Origin of the sequence: Curtanaerobium respiraculi, assembly GCF_024609215.1 — a bacterium.
Taxonomy (GTDB): Bacteria; Actinomycetota; Coriobacteriia; order Coriobacteriales; family Eggerthellaceae; genus Curtanaerobium; species Curtanaerobium respiraculi.
Map to the genome: position 1 here is coordinate 1 of NZ_JANIPD030000016.1, position 18,669 is coordinate 18,669.

An 18,669-nucleotide genomic window follows, 5' to 3' on the forward strand; every position below is an offset into this window, starting at 1 on the left:
CCGCCATGGAGGGGAAGTTGAAGACCGGGGAGCTCATAAAGAAGTACAGGAAGATGCGCAGGATGACGCAGAGGCAGCTCGCCGCCGCCTGCGGGCAGACAGACTCCGCCATCCGCAACTACGAGCTGTGCAATAGGACTCCGGGAGAGCCCCAGATCCAGGCCATCGCCTCCGCCCTTGCGATCTCTCCCGAGGCGCTGCAGGAAGTGCCCCTGGAATCCTCCAGGCAGGCCCTGGAGCTGCTGTTCAGGCTCAACGAGGAGCTTGGGCTCGTCCCGATGGAGGTCGACGGGACGATGGTGCTGGGGTTCGACTCCGCGACGGAGAAGTCGCCCAAGCTTGCCGCCGCGATTAAGGCGTGGAAGGACGTTCTTGATTCGGAGAAGGCCGGGGAAATCACCCCGGCGGAGCTCGACGCCTGGAAGGCCGGATTCGGCGTCTGAGCAAGCCACTCGGGGAATAATTGCGAATCAGAAAAGCGGCCTTCGGGCCGCTTTTTCATGCCCGCGGAGGCTTCGTTCCGGTGCATTTCAGCGTGAATTATCGGTTTGTTATTCCCCCAGCTTTACCTGCGGTTTTGCGATTTCGGGCCCTCTGGGAGCGCCATGATTCGGGTTTGATTCGAATCAGGCGGAAATCAGCGTTTTCGCGCTCGGGAATTGTTGCGGGTGGCTTGGCGGACCTCCGTGGCGAGCGGAAACCTCCAGGCGGCGCCAAATCGCGCCAACGCCCGCCACTCCATAGAGTGACCACGAATCGAATTCGACCTCTCACCAGCGCAAACAGCCCCCGATTCCAAGCGGTTTCGGAGGCTGTTTCGGGATTATTATTCCCGTTTGTTGCAAGTGGCGTGGCAACCGTTGAAACGCAGTGTGTCGCCATACGTTGCACTGAATGGTTGCAGGTGGCTTTAGAATTCTGTCCTCGGCTTATTCCCACTCAATCGTCGCATTGCCCGTTTTCATGTAGTCAGCAGGGCAGGTGAGCTGGAACTTCCTCTACTCTCCTATCTCGAAAACCGTGTAGTCACCCTGTAGTCAGCGGTGACTACACGCTCTGTAGTCACTTGAAGGGAGTATTTTCGCCCGACCGAAGAGTGACGTGTATGACCTGCGGAAACGCAGTTCGATTGCGCACAACTGACTACATGGGCGGAAACGGCGCCGACGGGGTGGGGCGCTCCCCGACCGAAGAGTGACGAATTCCGAGTGAAGAGTGACAGCTTTGAACTGGGAAAATGCAAATCCTCATATGTCTAGTGACTACAAGGGAGCTATCAGTTGCCATGGCTTTAGTTGCGCACATCCTCCCCAGCAATCCTAGCCTCACCCTGAGTCTAACGACATCTGCGTATGTATTCATCGAGAGCAGAGAGCCACTCTACTTGAAGAGAGCACAATTAAACTTAGCAAATTAAGAATATAAGATACCTAGATTGTTTCGTTGAAAGGCAAGGTAGGAATGGAGCACGAGTTTATGTTCTCTGAGGTAGAAGCAACGTATTCACGAGATAAGGGTGTCCTATCCGGTCCAATAGGGCCTTTAACGCTCAACTCAATTATTACCGAATCATCTGATCCGCGTATGCCAAAAGCTGACACAGAAGTACGTTGCGACATCAGCATTTCACAAGGACCTAAACGCACCATCCGAATTGTCGCTTCAGAGCTCGTGTATTGGAGCCGTCTATTAGGTCCGCTCTATCAATTAGAGCGGCTGCTTATGCTATTCGATGGCAGATTTATCCCGTTGGTCGACCTGAAATTCACAGACAACCTAAATGAGTCTTATGAGTCTGGCTTTGAAGCAGAGAAGGCACGCAAAGAGGCTCTTCGGAAACGTTTGAAATATTTTGACTCTGCAGATTACCTGCAAATTGACGGTATCAAACTAATAGAATTTCAAGATGTTCTGACAAGCGAACTTTTCGGACGATGGCTTAAGCTTCTCGATGAACTCGACATCATTAACCAAATGTACCTATACGCCGTTTCAGATAACGGCATGCCGATGGATGTCCCGCTGGCATTTTTAACCGAACTTGCCGAACCTATGGTAGAGATCCTGAAGGAGCAAAAGGGTTTATATGAGGATTTGCACCCAGGTAAGAGGGGGACATTGCTGTTAGATTGCCTTAAGGCGCTTGCTGACCAATACGGGTCACCGGTTTTCGATAATGAACCCAATCTGGACCTATTACTTCTTAAGCTCAAAGAAAATAGGCATCGCATTATGCATATCAAACGCGAGCAGCAACATCTACAGTTCGATGGAAAAGATTGCGTCCTCTATATCAACAAGCTCAGCCTAGTTTATAGGCACATCATTTTCGACCTATTGGGCATAACTCAAGATAAATATTATCAACAGTTAGAAAAGATTACCTCGACCCTAGATTCGTGGATGAAAACGATTAATTACACTTAATGCCACAAAGACTAGGTTCTAGTTTGGTGACAGCAGAACTGCGCTTATGTCTTTTGTAGGCAAATCGCATTGTGGTGCCACGTAACTAAGTAGACAGAATCTACTTTGTGGGCCCCGTTTCCCTGATATCGGTGAATGGATCGACTCCGTATCCATTCACTTTCCATGCACCCGGCTCCCACTCTGCTGCTAGGTCAGCCCCGTTGAATCGACAAAGACGAATAAGTGCAGTCCATGTTTTGTTTTGAAAACGGAGGTTTATCCTTGCAAGAGCAATCGCAGCAGCAGGCCTATCTATCTCCTCGATCTCGTATTCTTCGATTGGATGGGGTGAGTAAAGCTCCCTCGCTTGACCTGCAAGCTTGCCGGGCGTCATACCCACGGTGTTTGGAAAAAAAGACCCCAAGGCTCCGTAGTTTTTCGCCTTCCATGTCGCCAAGAAGTCGTTGCAGCTTCTTAGGACCTCATCGTCTGGGCTGATAGGATGCTCGAGATTCACTTGATGCTTCTTCCAAGCATTCAGCTTTATGTCATTCTCTGCGTTGCGCTCTCGTATCTCGGAGAGGTATCTGAGTGTCTCGCCCAAGCTCTGGCGATTGCCTTCGTCCTCTTTTTGCTCCCTGGTTACAGAATCGACCCAGTCTCCCACGGCGAACAGCATGCACCATGCCTTCGAGGCGACTACATCGTTGTCGTAGTCAGTAATCATCCCGTGCATGATGCCGTTGCGGTAGACCTCGTAGACGGGCTTGTCCTCCCTCGCAGATATAGACCTTGTAAATGTCTTTTGAACGGAAGGCAACCCATCCCACACGGTAGCGACGCAATCGTTAGAGTGAAGCTCCTCTGCTTCCCTTGCGTGAAGCCCCTTCCTTTCGGACTTGAAGGCATCGTTTACAAATCCGTCCATCATGGAAACTGTTACGAGAACCGAGCTGTAGTAGCGCCCTTCGAGATAGTCTCTCTCCGCCTTTTCCAAAAGTGGGATGCGAGATCGCATGTCAGGAAAACGGTTCAGCCTGATGATCATCCAGTGAAGCGCATCCTTCTCCTTGAGATATTCGATGAGCTCGCGCTCCGCCTCTTCGGGTGTAGGTTGTACGACAACTTTGCGCATCCTATCCAGATCAAGGGCATCAGAAAAGACCCAGTTCCTGGGGCCAAGCAGACGATAGAAGTTATCGGCAAGAGAAACGAGTCCGTCAAGCTCTTCAGTGATATCACGCGCGGTTTTTCTAGTATCCTCATTCCTCAACAACCAGCCGAGAGCATCAAAAGCCGACGCTTCTCGTCGTAGCTTCTTGACTGTTGGAAGATTGCCAATCGATTCATGTACGCGGTGCTCCATATCCCGTCTCATTCTTCAACCGCCAAGAATTACCAAGTCCTCAATTGAACCCTAACATCACACAGATGGCAGGGTTAAGCTTTCCGAAACTCGCGATTCCTCGTCGAACCTTCTCCAACCAATTTGCCTGCTTCTATGAGCGCGGATATGTGAGCACTGGCGCTGCGCTTGGAAACTCCGGCTACCTCAGCTGCCTCCGCAAGTGTGAAGCTGCACCGCGATGCCGCGAGCTCCAGTATGGCTTGGTCAATGTCTCCCAGTCGCTCGACAGTTGTCGCTTCGGTGAACAAAACTCCATTTACGTCTGGAACTGTCGCGCGGAAAACATTACCGTCCACAAGAGTCGGGTCCCCGCCCATGAAGCTCCGTGAGTACTTGAAAAGGTTGCGAGTGCCGCTACCCAACTCCTCTGCAAGGCCTATTTGGGTGAAGACATTGGCGATCGAGGGGTTCTTCGGCATCGGGCTAAAGTCATTGAGCGTGATATTCCCTTCAAAGAACGTCCTGCTGGCGTTCTGGGTGTGCAACCCTGCACGGTCAATCTCCAGCTTTGCAGGATAGGGACTCGTGAACTCCCGGTGAATGAGCATGTTCGAGATGAGCTCACGGCACACGATGCCTCGCACACTTACCCTGATGTCACCCTCGAGGACAAAGGGATCAGGAAGGTTGCGCTCGCAGAACCCCATGAGGGCGTCGTACGCATCGATGAGGTTGGTCTTCACCGTTAGGCGGTCGTCGTAGCGATCCTCGTCGCGCAGCCTGACCACGGCGTCGGTCTTGTAGGTGGGGCAGAGCGAGCCGATCGTCTCATCGCTACCGAAAAGCAGACCAGCGGCTAGGGTAAGGCCTTCCTGTCCTGTTGAGTAGTCCTTGACTAGAAGCTGGGCACTCCGCAAGAGCTGCTCGTCATCCAACCCTGCCCAGGGATGTCCCGGCCGCCGTGCCGTGGCCATCTGCCTTGCACGGTCGATAAGCTCTGCATGCAGATCGTTTAGCGTCAAATATGGAAAGATTCGCCGCTCAGTCTCGAGATTGCTCTTGCGGATGTACATGGCCGAAATCTGGCTGCTGGCGCTAACCTTCACATCGGCATCGGCGATGCGGTCGTACACGACGCCTTTATAGCGGTGAACGTCAGGGCTCATGGGAACCCAGATGCGGACGATGGTCTTGCCGTTTACGAAGACCGTCTCGGTTTCGAGCATCACGGCGGGGCCGAACAGCTTGGGGTTGCGCGCGACGTTTGCAATATTGCGCTGTATGTCTGTTGCTGCTCCTACTGCAACGCCGTTAACGTTCCCGTTGTCTTCCACACCAAGGTAGACGTTGCCGCCCACGTGGTTGGCAAACGCACAGATGGTCTCAAAGGTATCCTGTTCGGGTTGAGCTCCGCACCTCTTAAATTCAACTGACGCAGATTCGCCCTGGGCGATTGTCTCTAATAACAGTTCGGCTTCCATGCGAATTACTCACTTCAATTTAGGGTTCTTATTCTGTTGAAATTTTACCATGATTCAGGAAGCATTCACTCATTCAGGAAGCTATTCGCGAATTGCTTCCTGAATGTCTTCGCGAATTGCATTAAACAACAGCCCTAGGACTTCAAATGGCGAGACACATTCCCCCTGAACGCCATGCTTGACATCCGCAGAAATTAAACATGGATGTACAACCGCAATTGAATGTTGCAACGATTGCAGAGGAATCGTCACTCTTGCATTACTATCGCCGGTTTTCGAGGCCGAAAATAGGTCCAAAATCGCCTATTGCACACAGTGTTGAGAGCGACAAACAGCTCTCCGAAGGGCTCGAAAACAGCCCGAAATCGCCGGGAATCGCGGATTTTCACGATTTGTTACTCTTCACTCCTACCTGCGGTTTTGCAAAATGGAGGGCTGAAAAAGCGGGGTGACTACATGACTCAGCTCAAAACGGGCATGCGGCTAAAAAACGCGATGAAAATACTCTTCTCGCTTTGGCATGTTTTGGCATCTAGTCGCTTCTCTTTGCAACAAGTCGCAACGCGTCACCCCAGCACGATTGAGCGAAGAGTATTTCCGCAGGTTAGCACCCATAGAATAGGCCCTTAAATCCGAAGACTCCGGGGCTTTCTGGCGTTTGTCACTCCCCAAAAGTCCCGGTGGCTTTGTCCAATACAGGGCACTAGTTGCTAACCACCGCGACTAGACGTGCAGGATGAGACTAGATGAAATGGGCTATTTCCCTACTCCCACTCGATTGTTACATGCCCCGTTTTGATGTAGTCAGCGGTATGGGTGAGCTGGGGCTTCTTCTACTCTCCTATCGCAAGAACCGTGTAGTCGCCCTGTAGTCAGCGGTGACTACACGCTCTGTAGTCACTTGAAGGGAGTATTTTCGCCCGACCGAAGAGCGACGCGTCTGAACTGCGGAAACGCAGTTCGGTTGCGCGCAACTGACTACATGGGCTGAAGAGGGGCAGGCGGGGTGGGGCACCCCCCGACCCAAGAGTGACAAATTCCGAGTGAAGAGTGATGGCGCTGAACTGGGGAAACGCGCATACTCGTATCTTGGGTGGCTACATTGGTCGCATATCCACAAAGCAGCGTCTTGGACCTATGCTTCTTCACCCTTCAGGCGTTTGATAAACGCTTGAATCTCTTTTTCCCGCTGCTCTGTCGGGAGTGTTTTAGCCATCTCAGCTAGCTTGTCCTGCCTTCTGTGAGCGTACTCTATAAGAAATTCTGCATATCTGGATGCTTTCGCACGATATTCCTTTGGAATATTGTCATCAACCTTAAACACATCGTCATCAATGGTCGGCTTTTTATCAGGCATCTCATTATCGTCAGGTGCTGCATTCTCGTCAGGTGTTGCACCTTCGTCAGGTACTGCATTCTTTTCAGGTGAAGTCACCCAAAACAGAAAGTCCGCATACTGCTCTGAATTCGAAAGGTCGTATGCGGCGTCATCAATTTTGACGACTATGCTGCCAGACTCATCACACGTAATCATCTCTCGTCACCTACTTGGAAATTGTATTTGTTCAGACGCATCTTTAGGTACCGTTCACCGCCGTCGAGAACGTCAGCAATCTTCTGCTTTATCGTTCCGTCATTCATTGCACCGTGAACATAGCTGAAATTATCTTCGTCGTTTTCGCACACGATGACGTTGCGAGCGTCGCCGTTGACGATAACTGGCGCCGAATGGCTTACTACGAAAAGTTGAATATCGAACTTGAGCTTCTTCAACCTGTCGATTAGGAAATCTTTTATGGTCGCTACGTCAAGATTATCTTCCGGTTGGTCAAGAACGATGTACATCGACTTTCCCTCGACGACCCCATCGTTCAGGAACAGTTTCAAAAGTGCCTGTGCTTTTGTGCCTGGAGACATGTCATTAACCTGCTTACCGTTAACTGTTATGTCCGTCTTCAACTTATCGGACTCAGCAACTGCATTGTTAAGCAGATCGAAGAACTTTTCGTAATGCTCTTTGAGGGGCTGCTCTGACACACCTCTGAACTTGGTGCCGTTAAACCTTGCATGCATCTCATTGCTGTCGTGTGTATGCAGGAATGCCTCAACGAGCGTCTGAGAATCTCGGCCAGAGCGGCTGCTCAGAAGCTCACCAAACTTATCGTCGAACGTCGTCTCTTCGCTATAAGCAAGGCTAATGACAATGGAATCTTCGCCGTCATTAAGCTCAACTGGCTCTATTGGGCTATGCATCTTTTCGTAAGCGCTTTGAGCCTCACTGCTAAGCCACTTCAGAGAAAGTCTGAGCTCGACAAGATCATCGAAAAATGCCGCAACTTCGCGTGTTTTCTCGCGGTACTGCGTAAGTGCTGTTGAGCCGCTTTCGCTATTGTATTTACGAGCCGTGGAGAAGAACTCCGTTATGAGCTGTTCACGATTATCGAACCAGTTGGAATTGATACCTTCCAGAAGGTTAGATAGACGGGTGGTCTTCTGCTTCAGATTTGACAGCTCCTTCTCGATAGAACGTACCTCGGTTTCCAAGGAGGCGAAAAGCTCCTTGTCCTCAGGGTAGGTGTTTTTGAACGATACGGAGGCTGATGTATTAAGCGCAGCCTCCAAAGACTCCAGCATCTCGTCCAACTCCGTCTTAGCCTGATTGATTTTGGGAATCTCTTTGTCTGGACGTGTAGGCGTTGCAATCGAGATGCCTGAGGGAGCTTCGCTGTCGAGGTGGTCCATATGGACGGAGCCCGAACTATATTTTGTGTTGAAGGCGAGTAGCAGATTCTTCTCAAGATAAATGACGTCATTGAGACGTTTTTTCGCCTTCTTCGACTCGTTTTCTGCAGACTGCTTCAGTGGCGAGATTCTCTCGTTTAAAAAAGGAATTTCCTCGTATTTGCCATCCCTAAAAATGCATTCAAGCTCTCCCTGACCAAGGTACAAGCACTGCGGGTGGTCCGTCGACGGCGTGCCTCCATAGGTCGTAAACTTGACGCTGTCTGTATCCACAATCTTGGCGTATGTGTCTAGCCCCTTCCCAGCAAGCAAGCTCGCAAGCAGCGTCTTGCCACTTCCCCTCGATCCGACAATGCCGTTGTAGCCTGGTGTAAAGGGCAAGGTGGATACATGACGACTTCCATCGTTGCGAATCACATCAAAGGACACTGACTTTAAGAACCCTGCAGTGTTCGTCTGCGGCAGCATTGGATATCGGTCCGAGGTCCTAATTCGGCTTTCTGGGTCGCTTATCGCAAGTAGGAGCGATTCAAGGTCGCCGTCAAAGTCTATCCACGTGAACTTCGATCCAATTTCGTCGAGAGCCTTTGCGTCGCTAAACAGAAGCGCGGCAACCGTCGTGTTGAGTTCGTGCGCCAAATCTCTTGAAATGTGTTTACGACTCTTCTCTCCGCCTTCTACCGCCATGGCATGACTGTAGTAGAAGAGCCTATCCTTGTAATCCCCATTCGCATGCGAGCTATTCGGCAGGTATTGGGATAGACTTCTGTCTTTGTTCTCGTGGGGGATGAAGAAGTGCTGGAGCACAGACGCTTCTTTTTGGAAGTCCTCAAGATAAATTGCGATTCCCTCAGTCTGCTTAGAAAAATCCTTGCTTGAAAGCGAGCGGAGCCTATCCTCCGTCAGTCCATTTGGGTTAGAGCCCTTCAATATCGCGTCTACGAATAGGTTTTTGATTATGTCCGCCATCTTTGCTGCCTTGTTCATGTCGAACCAGACAATGGCATGGAAGTAGTTGCCTTTCTTCCCATTGCCGAGGGTGAGATGGTACATGTCTATTGTCGATTGCTTCAGCTTGATATTGATTTCGACACCACCGATGAGCGTCTTTCCCTTCGCATTCAGCTCAGAATGCAGGCTTTTCAGCAATTCGACATCTATATTGTTGTGATCCGTCACTGCCAACACATCGAGGTCGCTGCTCAGTACCTTCGACAGGAAAGACGCCTCGTCGTAACTTCTGCTATAGCACGAGCTTGAATGCACGTGCATATCGCACTTCTTGAATGTTCCCTCTGAAAGCCTCGTATCAGTTGCCACGGCTACAACCTTTCGTAGCATTATTATCAGTTTTTATATTCATTTTATTACTCAAGATGAATAGTAATGTCGAGTACGTCGCATTTGGTGACAGCGCTTGGAGCAAAGTCTTCTCCAAACCGCAACCTAGCGTGGCTTAGCGTGGCCTAACGCCCCTTGTGGCTTTGCACACGCGCTTTCCAACAGGTATCTCTCTGCTTGTCACGTCCAAAAGACGCGACTCCTTGGGCCTTGTTGCGACCCAAGGGCACCAGATGCAAGACGAGAGGCGGTAGGCCATCCCATGAGAGACGACATCCTCAAGATGCCACGCGAGGCGTTCCCAGTCCATCGGGGGATATCAGATAATGATGCTGAAAGCCGCGAGAATGTCGGGGCGGAGATACGGGGATCTGCTGCCTCCTCGACATCCGAAACGTACGACCTGCCCGACGGCCTCATGGACGTGCCGCAGGTCGCGGAATACCTGCGCGTATCGAAGACGTCGGTCTACAAGCTCATCGAGCGGCAGAAGATCCCCGCCATAAGGATAGGGAGACTTCTGCGTGTCAGGAAAGACGAGCTAGACGAGACGCTGCGCGCCATGGGCAACGACATCTGATCGGGAATCCCATGGCCGCGCGCCTCCTTGCGAGAAAAACTCGCCGCATCGCCACAACCCCAGGGCTCGACGCCCCCTCGCGCTCGCCTCGCCGCCTGCCGCCCAGCGCTGGTCGCGGGGAGGACGCAAGGCGAGCAACCGAAGGGGTGACTCGGCAATGACAGCAGCCAAACAGACCAAGCCGCAGGTTCCTCTCAAGGACTTCTACACCACCCAGGATGTGGCAGCGCTCATACAGGTGAGCGAGAACGCGGTGCGCGACCTCGCGTACCGGGAACTTGACCCCCTGCCGTTCAGGCGCCTGTTCACCCGCATGCGCGGCATGTTCATCGCGCGCAGGGAGCTCGCGGAGTGGGTCGACCGCAACTCCCGCCTCGTGAGCGAAGTGAGAAGGGCCGAGCATGGCGCGCGCTGAAACGCCCGCCGAGGAACGCTTCATCGTCGTCTACCAGTTCATGTGGAAATCACTCGGGCTCTCCGGCGTGACGCTCAGCGTTTTCGCGCGCATCTACGGCTTCTGCCGGGACGGCACCTCGGAGTTCTACGAGAGCAGGACCAAGACCGCCGAGTTCCTGGGGACGACGGCGCGCACGGTCACGCGCTCAGTGAACGAGCTGGTGTCGCGCGGTCTCGTCGTGCAGATGGGCACCCGCACCTCGCCCTCGGGAAACGTCACGAGGAGCTACCGCCTGGGCGATGCCGTCCATGACATGCCGTCACCCCCTGACGAATCGTCACTCCCCGACGAGACGTCAGACGACGGGGCGCTCAACCCCGACGGCTCGTCGGGGGCACCGGTGACGGCTCGTCACCCAAGAGGAAAGGGGAAAGCGAAGACATGAGAGAAAACGCGTTTCTCACTCCAGAAAAAGCGAGGGAACTGGGGCTGGCCTTCGACGATCCCAAGCCCATGAGGTGCCGCTGGTGCGGGAAGGAGCTCACGCCCCTGGGAGCCGAGTTCCTGGGGCGCGTGCGCTGGGTGACGGCGGAGTCCTGCGGATGCGAGGGCGAGCGCATCGAGCAGGAGCGCATAGAACGCGAGGAGCGCAGGTCGAAGGAGGCCGAGGTCGCGCGCAAGTTGGCCGCAGCCGGTGTCGCCCGGCGCTTCGCGGGGGCGCGCACCTCCATCCCCGAGGTCGCGCGCTTCCTCGCCGAGTTCGACCCCCACGGGGGCGACGGCCTCTACATCCACGGGCGCGTGGGTTCGGGCAAGACGCACGCTGCATCCGCGCTCGCACGCGCGCTCGTCTACGCGGGCGCCTCCGTCGTCATGACCACCACCCTCGACATGCTCGACTCCATCCAGGCGACCTACGGGCATGGCGCGTCAACGGCCGGCGGGGTGGAGCGCTACACCGGGTGTGACCTCCTCATCCTGGACGACCTCGGCAAGGAGAACGGCAACAGCTGGGTCCTCACGACCATCTTCCAGGTGGTGAACGCGCGCTACGAGGATATGCGCCCGATCGTGGTGACCTCGCAGTACGCGCCCGCCGCCCTGGCGAGGAGGCTCGGCAGGGCGGGAGAGCGCGAGAGCGCGGAGGCGATCGCCTCGCGCTTCGCCGAGATGTGCACGCCCGTGCCCCTCCCCGATCTCGACCACAGGCGGAGGAAACAAGGAACCAGAACCTAGCGTGGCTAAGCGTGGCCTAGCGCCCCGCGCCGCGAGCGCGCGGACATGCGCACGCTGTATACACCCCTTGGCGGACCGCCCGGCGAAACACGCCGACGCGAGACACGGCCGCGGCGGCCCGCACCATACCGACAAGAGAACGGAGCCGCCATGACATCCGACCCCAGGAGCCTTGAACCCGTCGACGCGAAGACCGCCGAGGCACTCGAGAAGAAGTGCCAGGAGAACGGCTGGCTAAAGCGGGGCGGCTACGCGTGGCAGGACGACCCGTACCTCGAGGACTATCCCTACGCCTTCGTCGCGGCACCCGACATGGACGCGCTCGACTCGTACTTCGAGAGCGGCATCTGGGTCATCAGGCAGGGCGTCGTCTACGGGGACCTCGCATTCATCCAGCAGGTGAACGGCGGAGACGAGTACTGGACGCTCAAGAACGACAACGGCACGTGGAAGGACTTCGAGTCCGTCTCCTGCAGCCACATGGTCACGCGCTCGCGCGCCGACTTCGAGGGCTACGTCGCCTCCATGCGGGCGGCACTCCCCGTTGAGTGCACGCGCCTCGAGTACCTCTGCCCGCCCGAGCTGGCGGGAAGGCTCGCGGAGCTCTCCAGACAGTTCGATGCAGAGGGCGCGAAGGGCACCTTCCGCGACTACGCCGTGGACGCGCTCGCCAAGGAACCCGAGGAAATGGAGAAGTACCTCTCCCCGGCATCGCCCGAGGAGGCCGAGCCGGCGGCGCAGTCGCTGGCGCTGGGCGTACGCCTGCGCACGGCGGGACGCGGAGACGGGCTTGCCGCCCGCGCGGCGGAGAGCCGCGAGGCCGCTGCAGAGATCGGCTCGCGCCCGGCTCCCGCACCGCTTCCCGGCAGGGACCTCTAGGAACGCGCCATGGCAGACGACTTCGGCGACGATTCCGGCGAGAAGCTCTTCGACACGGTCTTCCGCATCAGCGAGAGGGCCGGAGAGCGGGCGATGATATACCGATCCAGGGGCATGTCCCGCGCGTTCGCCCATGCGAGCGAGGCGAGGACCGAGCCCGCGGACGCCGGCGTGGAGTGGGCGCGGCTCGATATGCACGAGTTCGAGGAGCTCGAGGACCGTGACGCCGCCAAGGCGGCCGTGGAGTCCAAGCTCAAGTCCAAGGGCGTTGAGAGCGCCTGGTTCGAGGACCAGGCAGCCAAGCGCGAGTGCCTCCTCTTCCGCGTCGAGGACGCCCAGGAGGTCGCCGATGCCCTGGGCGAGCTCTCGCACGAGACCGACGCGGCGCGCGAGCGCGCGTCCGAGAAGATAAGGGGCAGGGCCGAGGAGCAGCGCGACGCCCGCACGCTCGACGAGCGCGCGAAGGACGCCCGCGAGGCATCCGAGGCGCTCGAGAAGGGCGCGACCAGGGCACGCCAGAGGGCGCGCGACCCGCGCTTCGAGGAAGCGAGGAGCAGGTGAGGCGGCGCGGCGCGCCCCTCGCCCTGACCGCGGCGGGCTCCGTCGCGGCGGCGCTATTCGCCAACGCCTACGCAAGCTGCCTCGTTTCGCTTTCCGGCGAGCCCACCAGAAACCTCCAGAGGGCCCTCGAGGCCCTCCCCGACTTCGCATCGAGCAATCTCCCGTTCACCACGAAACCCGCCGCCCTCGTTGCGGCGCTGCTCGCCGCCTGCGGCATCTGGGCCTTATGGGCCTACTCGCTCACGCACCGCCCGGGCGAGCGCGCCGGCGAGGAGCACGGCAGCGCCCGCTGGGGCACGCGCCGCGAGGGAAGGCGCTTCGCCGATACCAAGCACCCCGAGCGCAACATCATCCTCACCGAGAACTTCGCGCTGGCGCTCTCGCGCGAGGACCGCGACAGGCGCTACGAGCGCAACCGCAACGTGCTCGTCGTGGGCGGCTCCGGATCGGGCAAGACCCGCGGCTACGTGGAGCCCAACATCATGCAGATGAACTCCGACTACCTCGTGACCGACCCAAAGGGCGAGACGCTGCCCCGCATGGGGCGGATGCTCGAGGCCCACGGCTACGAGGTCCTCTCGTTCAACACCGTGGACTTCTCGCGCTCCATGCACTACAGCCCGCTCGCCTACGTCAACGACGAGGCCGACATCCTCGAGTTCGTGACCTGCCTCATCGAGAACACCACGGGCGACCGCGAGCACACTGGCGACCCGTTCTGGGAGAACGCCGAGCGCCTGCTCTACGTGGCGCTCATCGGCTACCTGGTGCGCTACTGTCCGCCCGAGGACCGCTCGCTCTCGGGGCTCGTGACCCTGCTCTCGCTCGCCAAGGCCAAGGAGACGGACGAGGACTACATGAGCCCGCTCGACCTGCTCTTCCGCGAGGTCGAGACAGGCATGCGCTACATGCGTACGTCCACCGCACGCGAGGGCTCCTTCGAGGCCGGCTCGCGCATCTCGTACCGCGCGGCGTCCTCCGAGTTCTCGTGGGTGAGGACCGGCGAGCCCGTCTCCTATGACGAGATGCACCTCGACCGCCTGGGTAGCGACGGCAGCCGCCGCGCCGTGTTCGCCGTCATGTCCGACACCTCGAGCCTCTACTCCTTCCTCTTCGCCATCATGATGTGGCAGACCATGAACGTCCTCTGCAAGAAGGCGCTCGCCGACCACGGCGGGAGCCTCCCTGTGCCGGTTCACCTCGTCTTCGACGAGTTCGCGAACATCGGGCGCCTGCCGGACGTGGAGAAGATGGTCGCCGTCATCCGCAGCCGCAACATCTCGATGTCCGTCGTGCTGCAGTCGGTCTCACAGCTCAAGGCACGCTACAAGGACGACGCGGCCACCATCGTCGACTGCTGCGACACCACGCTCTTTTTGGGCGGGAAGTCCACCGACACGGTCAAGGAGATCTCGGAGTCCGTGGGCAAGGAGACCGTCGACACCCTCACCTGGAACGAGAGCAGAGGCGCCACGCCCGGCTCGACGCGCAACTGGAACACCCTCGAGCGCGACCTCGTGCAGGGCTCGGAGGTGGCGCGCCTGCCACGCGACACCGCCCTCGTGCTCATCGCGGGCGCCATGCCGCTCAAGGACAGAAAGTACGACATCACGCGCCACCCCATGTGGCCGGAGGCCTACCCGGGGCATCCCGGCGCGAGGTTCGCGGAGCCGTTCGACTTCAAGGCCTACCTCGAGGCGCGCCGCGATGCCGCGCGGCAAGTGAGCTAGCAAAACGCGCGGCGGACGGAGCCGCGTATGGGAGACAAGGAGAAGGAGCACATGCTTTCGCAGATCATCACGCTCGTTTCGGGATGCGTGACCTTCCTGGGAGGGTTCCTCATCGTGTGGGGAGCCGTCTCGCTGGGACTCGCCATCAGAGAGCAGCAGGGCGGCTCGCAGATAGCGAGCGCCATCTCGACCATCGCAGGCGGCGCCATCATCGTCGCCGCGGCGGTCTACTTCGGCATGCTCGACACGTCGTGGCTCCCCGCGTAGGGCGCGCCCATGCTGAGCGTGATCGTCCACAAGGACATATCCGAGTACACCGAGAAGGTCGTCGGCAAGCTCTCCGCGCGCACGCTCGCGTGCGTCGTCGGCGGGCTGACCGCCTCGGTCGGGGCCGCGGCCGCCGCCCACTTCGGGCTGGGCGTGGAGGTGTCCGATGCGACGTTTCCCGTCATGGCGGCCTCGATGCCGTTCTGGCTCGCCGGCTTCTGGCGGCCGAAGGGCATGAAGGCCGAGAAGTTCATCCCGCTCTACCTGGCGCACGTCCTGGGCGACGGTAAGGTCTGCTACTCGACGGCCGCGCGCACGGGCGCGCTCGCGCCGGGCATCGCATGCGCCAAGTGCGACCGCAGGGCCAAGAGGGCATCGAGGAGGAAGGGGGCCGAGAGACGTGAACCCACTTTGGAAACGCAAAGGCACTAAGGAGGATGGCGGCCGGAAGGGTGCCTCGCGCAGCCGCTCCATCGAGCGGCGCATGAGGGAGCAGGAGCGCCAGCTCACCGACCAGACCGCCGAGCAGCGCCGACGCCGCCGCGCGGCGCGCGACGTCTACGGAGCAGTGGGCTTCGACCTCATGTACAGAGACGGCATCTGCCAGGTCGAGGAGGGCCTCTTCTCCCAGACCGTGGCCTTCGACGACATCAGCTACCAGAGCGCCCGCGAGGAGGGAAAGAAGGCCGTCTTCTCCGGCTGGTGCCAGCTCTTCGACTACTTCGGGACCGAGAGCTGCGTGCAGGTCACGGTGGCCAACACGCCCATCCCCGCCTCCGAGATAGGCAACCGCGAGTTCTTCCCGGAGGCCGACCCGGACACCGCGCCGCTCGCGCGCGAGTACAACCGAATACTCAACGACAAGATGCGCGAGGGGGTCTCCAACCTCACGCGCCAGCGCCTGCTGACCTTCTCGACGGGGGCCGAGAGCGTGGAGGCCGCCGTCCCCAAGCTCGCGCGCATGAGGGGCGACGCCATGCAGACGCTCGCGAAGATCAGGAGCGACGCGCGCATCCTCGACGGCGAGGAGCGCCTTCGAGCCATCAGCTCCCAGCTGAGGCCAGGACGCCCCTTCTCGTTCTCGTGGGACGCCGTAGGCGGAGCCTCCAGCCTCACGGCCAAGGACTTCGTGTGCCCCGCCTCCCTCGACTTCAAGCCCGAGGGCTCGGGCAGCTGCTTCACGAGCGACGGCACCTGGTGCCAGGTCCTCGTGCTGCGCCGGTTCGGCAGCGAGCTCACCGACCGCTGCCTCGCCGACATCATCGACCTGCCCATGCCGCTCTCCGTCTCGCTCCACGTGCAGGCCATCGACAAGGCCCGCGCCGTGGCCTTCGTGAAGACCCGCCTGGCGTGGATGGACAAGGAGATCATCGACGAGCAGATGGGCGCGGTGAAGAAGGGCTACGACTTCCAGATCCTGCCCAGCGAGCTCAAGTACTCGAAGGAGGAGGCCGAGGACCTCCTCGACCACCTGCAGAACAAGAACCAGCGCCTCTTCGTCTACACGGGGCTCGTCTACACCTACGCGGCGACGCGCGATGAGCTCGACGACCAGGTGGACCAGATCGTCTCCACCGCGCGCCAGCACTCCATCGAGGCCGAGGCGCTCGACTACCGCCAGCGCGAGGGCATGAACTCCATACTGCCCCTGGGGCACAACCACGTGGAGGTGTCCCGGATGATGACGACGGCGCAGGTCGCCGTGCAGATGCCCTTCGCCACCCAGGAGCTCGCGCAGGAGGGCGGCGGCTACTACGGGCAGAACAAGCAGTCCTCCAACCTCGTGCTCTGCAACCGCAAGCTCCTCGCGAGCCCCATGGGCTTCGTCGCGGGCAAGCCGGGATCGGGCAAGTCGTTCTCCGTGAAGCGCGAGATCGAGAACACGATACTGGCCTACCCGGAGGACGAGATCATCATCCTCGACCCCGCAGGCGAGTACAGTCCCGTCGTCACCGGCAACGGCGGCGAGTGCATACGCTTCGCGCCGGACGCCGGCACGCACCTGAACCCCTTCGACCTCTCCGACGTGGCCCACCAGTCCACGGCCTCGCAGATGGCGTTCAAGATAGACGCCTTCCTGGCGCTGTCGTCTGCCACCATGGCGGAGGGGAGCCAGGGGCTGCCCGAGGCGGACAAGTCCATCATCAGCCGCTGCGTGGAGCTCTCCTACGAGGGATGCGCCGACAAGGGAAGGCTGCCGCTGCTCGGCGACTTCTACGAGGAGCTGCTAATCCAGCCCGAGCGCGAGGCGGCAGAGATCGCCCTGCGCTACGAGCGCTACGTCAAGGGTGCGCTATCGTTCTTCAACCACGAGAGCAACGTCACCTTCGAGCGTCGCATCACCAACATCGACTTCAAGGACCTTTCGGAGAACATGCGCGCCTTCGGCATCGTCGCGGTGCTCGAGTGCGTGCGCAACCGCATGTACTACAACTTCGAGCGCGGCGTCACCACCTGGCTCTACATCGACGAGGTGCAGAGCCTCTTCGGCCACCCTTCGGTCATCTCGTACTTCTCGAAGTTCTGGGCAGAGGGGCGCAAGTTCAACCTCGTCTGCACGGGCATCACGCAGAACAGCGTCTACATGCTCGAGCACGAGGAGGCGCGCAACATGGTGCTCAACTCCGACTTCATCCTGCTCCACAAGCAGTCTCCGCTCGACCGCAAGGCGTGGGCGGACCTCCTCGACCTCTCGGCGCAGGAGGCGGGCTACCTCGACGAGTCCATCAAGGCCGGCGAGGGCCTGCTCGTGGCCGGCGGCGCGCGCATCCCCATCAAGGACGACTTCCCGAAGGGCGCGCTCTACGACCTCTTCAACACCAAGCCCGAGGAGATAGCCGCCATGAAGAAGGCCTCCGAGTTCGCCGCGAGGGCGCGGGCCAGGAAGGCCGGCGCCCGATGACCGACGCGGCCGAGACTATGGCGGAGACGCACGGGCAGGAGGGCTCGCAGAGCCTCGCGCACGCGGAGACGGACCCGGCCGCCATGGCGCGGGCGGGCAGGACCGACGCGGTCTCTGCCGGCATCGTGCGCGGCGGGGAAGGGCGCCCGAACGCGAGACGGCATGCGGCCCCTTCCCGACCCCCGCGTCGGGCAGCCGCGAAGGCGAAGCCCGAAGAGGGTGAGGCCGAGAGGACCAAGGCGGCCATACAGGGGCGCGCTCACGTGAGGGCGCTCCTCGCAGACGCCGCCGTCGACGAGGCCGACGACTCCGACGAGCTCGAGGGCGTCTCCGGCATGGAGCGCGGGGCTCAGGCAGCCGCCCATTCGGCCGAGGCGGTACGGAACCGCCTCAAGGCGCGCGATAAGGACCTCTCCCGGAAGCGGGGCAAGCGAGGAAGCCGAGCCGAGCGCGCCCGCAGGAAGGTGCAGTCGAGGCGCACCTGGGAGAAGGCGCACGAGGCGCAGGCCGCCGCCGGCAAGACGGCGACAGCCGCGAAGGCGTCGGAAGCGGCGGGCTCCAAGGGCATCGTCGCCGCAGCGTCGTCCGCAGCAGCCCCCGTGGCGGGCGTGCTGGCCGCCGCGCTCTGTGTCGTCCTCGCCGCGCTCCTCGCGGGCCAGCTCGTGAGCTCGCTCTTCGGCTTTTGGGACAACGAGGCGCAGGCCCAGGCGGCCAACAGCCTCGGCCTTCCTCCCTACATCACCTCCGAGATGGTGGAGGCGGCGCTGGAGTGCCAGGAGGAGTACGGGCATCCCGC

Annotated in this window: 17 protein-coding genes and 1 pseudogene; 14 read left to right on the forward strand and 4 right to left on the reverse strand. The window is 59.2% G+C overall.

The window, feature by feature from the left end; all coding sequences use genetic code 11:
* Together NOV21_RS06155 and NOV21_RS06160 are read left to right on the forward strand one after the other, a co-directional pair.
* Positions 1 to 443 (forward strand): helix-turn-helix domain-containing protein (locus tag NOV21_RS06155; RefSeq protein ID WP_346428553.1); only part of this gene is annotated, 443 nt, incomplete at its 5' end.
* 1,033 nt (positions 444 to 1,476) lie between these two features.
* The gene (locus NOV21_RS06160; RefSeq protein WP_283171670.1) at positions 1,477 to 2,427 is read left to right on the forward strand and encodes a hypothetical protein; all 951 of its coding nucleotides are present in this window, start codon (positions 1,477 to 1,479) and stop codon (positions 2,425 to 2,427) included.
* Positions 2,428 to 2,527: 100 nt separating this feature from the next.
* Here NOV21_RS06160 and NOV21_RS06165 read toward each other — a convergent pair whose 3' ends face one another.
* Together NOV21_RS06165 and NOV21_RS06170 are read right to left on the reverse strand one after the other, a co-directional pair.
* Positions 2,528 to 3,775, reverse strand: a complete 1,248-nt coding sequence (locus NOV21_RS06165; protein ID WP_283171671.1) for a hypothetical protein — start codon at positions 3,773 to 3,775, stop codon at positions 2,528 to 2,530.
* Positions 3,776 to 3,849: 74 nt separating this feature from the next.
* Positions 3,850 to 5,238 (reverse strand): AlbA family DNA-binding domain-containing protein, encoded by a 1,389-nt coding sequence (locus NOV21_RS06170; RefSeq protein WP_283171672.1) that lies wholly within the window; start codon positions 5,236 to 5,238, stop codon positions 3,850 to 3,852.
* Positions 5,239 to 5,438: 200 nt separating this feature from the next.
* On the opposite strand from NOV21_RS06170, the gene NOV21_RS06175 reads away from it, so the two are divergent.
* Positions 5,439 to 5,690, forward strand: coding sequence for a hypothetical protein (locus tag NOV21_RS06175; protein ID WP_283171781.1), 252 nt, complete (start codon positions 5,439 to 5,441; stop codon positions 5,688 to 5,690).
* Positions 5,691 to 6,373: 683 nt separating this feature from the next.
* Here NOV21_RS06175 and NOV21_RS06180 read toward each other — a convergent pair.
* A complete protein-coding gene (locus tag NOV21_RS06180) occupies positions 6,374 to 6,772 on the reverse strand; it encodes a hypothetical protein (RefSeq protein WP_283171673.1) in 399 nt (132 codons plus the stop codon).
* Complete coding sequence (locus NOV21_RS06185; RefSeq protein ID WP_283171674.1) at positions 6,769 to 9,300, reverse strand: hypothetical protein; 2,532 nt, start codon at positions 9,298 to 9,300, stop codon at positions 6,769 to 6,771. Before NOV21_RS06185 ends, NOV21_RS06180 begins: the two co-directional genes overlap by 4 nt.
* Before the next feature lie 283 nt (positions 9,301 to 9,583).
* Between NOV21_RS06185 and NOV21_RS06190 the strand changes: the two genes are divergently transcribed.
* The 11 genes and pseudogenes from NOV21_RS06190 to NOV21_RS06240 all read left to right on the forward strand — a co-directional run.
* Positions 9,584 to 9,901 (forward strand): helix-turn-helix domain-containing protein, encoded by a 318-nt coding sequence (locus tag NOV21_RS06190; protein WP_283171675.1) that lies wholly within the window; start codon positions 9,584 to 9,586, stop codon positions 9,899 to 9,901.
* 157 nt (positions 9,902 to 10,058) lie between these two features.
* Entirely contained in the window at positions 10,059 to 10,316 is a 258-nt protein-coding gene (locus NOV21_RS06195) for a MerR family transcriptional regulator (protein ID WP_283171676.1), read from the forward strand.
* On the forward strand, positions 10,303 to 10,743 hold the full coding sequence (locus tag NOV21_RS06200; RefSeq protein ID WP_283171677.1) for a helix-turn-helix domain-containing protein: 441 nt from the start codon (positions 10,303 to 10,305) through the stop codon (positions 10,741 to 10,743). The genes NOV21_RS06195 and NOV21_RS06200 overlap by 14 nt, the downstream gene beginning before the upstream one ends.
* Positions 10,740 to 11,534, forward strand: a complete 795-nt coding sequence (locus NOV21_RS06205; protein ID WP_283171678.1) for an ATP-binding protein — start codon at positions 10,740 to 10,742, stop codon at positions 11,532 to 11,534. Before NOV21_RS06200 ends, NOV21_RS06205 begins: the two co-directional genes overlap by 4 nt.
* A 150-nt stretch (positions 11,535 to 11,684) precedes the next feature.
* Positions 11,685 to 12,413, forward strand: a complete 729-nt coding sequence (locus NOV21_RS06210) for a hypothetical protein (RefSeq protein WP_283171679.1) — start codon at positions 11,685 to 11,687, stop codon at positions 12,411 to 12,413.
* Between the two features lie 9 nt (positions 12,414 to 12,422).
* On the forward strand, positions 12,423 to 12,974 hold the full coding sequence (locus NOV21_RS06215) for a hypothetical protein (RefSeq protein ID WP_283171680.1): 552 nt from the start codon (positions 12,423 to 12,425) through the stop codon (positions 12,972 to 12,974).
* Entirely contained in the window at positions 12,971 to 14,704 is a 1,734-nt protein-coding gene (locus tag NOV21_RS06220) for a VirD4-like conjugal transfer protein, CD1115 family (RefSeq protein ID WP_283171681.1), read from the forward strand. Before NOV21_RS06215 ends, NOV21_RS06220 begins: the two co-directional genes overlap by 4 nt.
* Before the next feature lie 51 nt (positions 14,705 to 14,755).
* Complete coding sequence (locus NOV21_RS06225; RefSeq protein ID WP_114556962.1) at positions 14,756 to 14,971, forward strand: hypothetical protein; 216 nt, start codon at positions 14,756 to 14,758, stop codon at positions 14,969 to 14,971.
* Between the two features lie 9 nt (positions 14,972 to 14,980).
* Positions 14,981 to 15,403 carry a PrgI family protein gene (locus NOV21_RS06230; RefSeq protein ID WP_283171683.1) on the forward strand — a complete coding sequence of 141 codons (423 nt, stop codon included), beginning with the start codon at positions 14,981 to 14,983 and terminating at the stop codon, positions 15,401 to 15,403.
* A gap of 52 nt (positions 15,404 to 15,455) precedes the next feature.
* On the forward strand, positions 15,456 to 17,873 hold the full coding sequence (locus tag NOV21_RS06235) for a VirB4-like conjugal transfer ATPase, CD1110 family (protein ID WP_283171684.1): 2,418 nt from the start codon (positions 15,456 to 15,458) through the stop codon (positions 17,871 to 17,873).
* Positions 17,870 to 18,669, forward strand: a pseudogene (locus NOV21_RS06240) (hydrolase Nlp/P60); the annotation flags it as partial. The gene NOV21_RS06235 and the pseudogene NOV21_RS06240, both read left to right, overlap by 4 nt.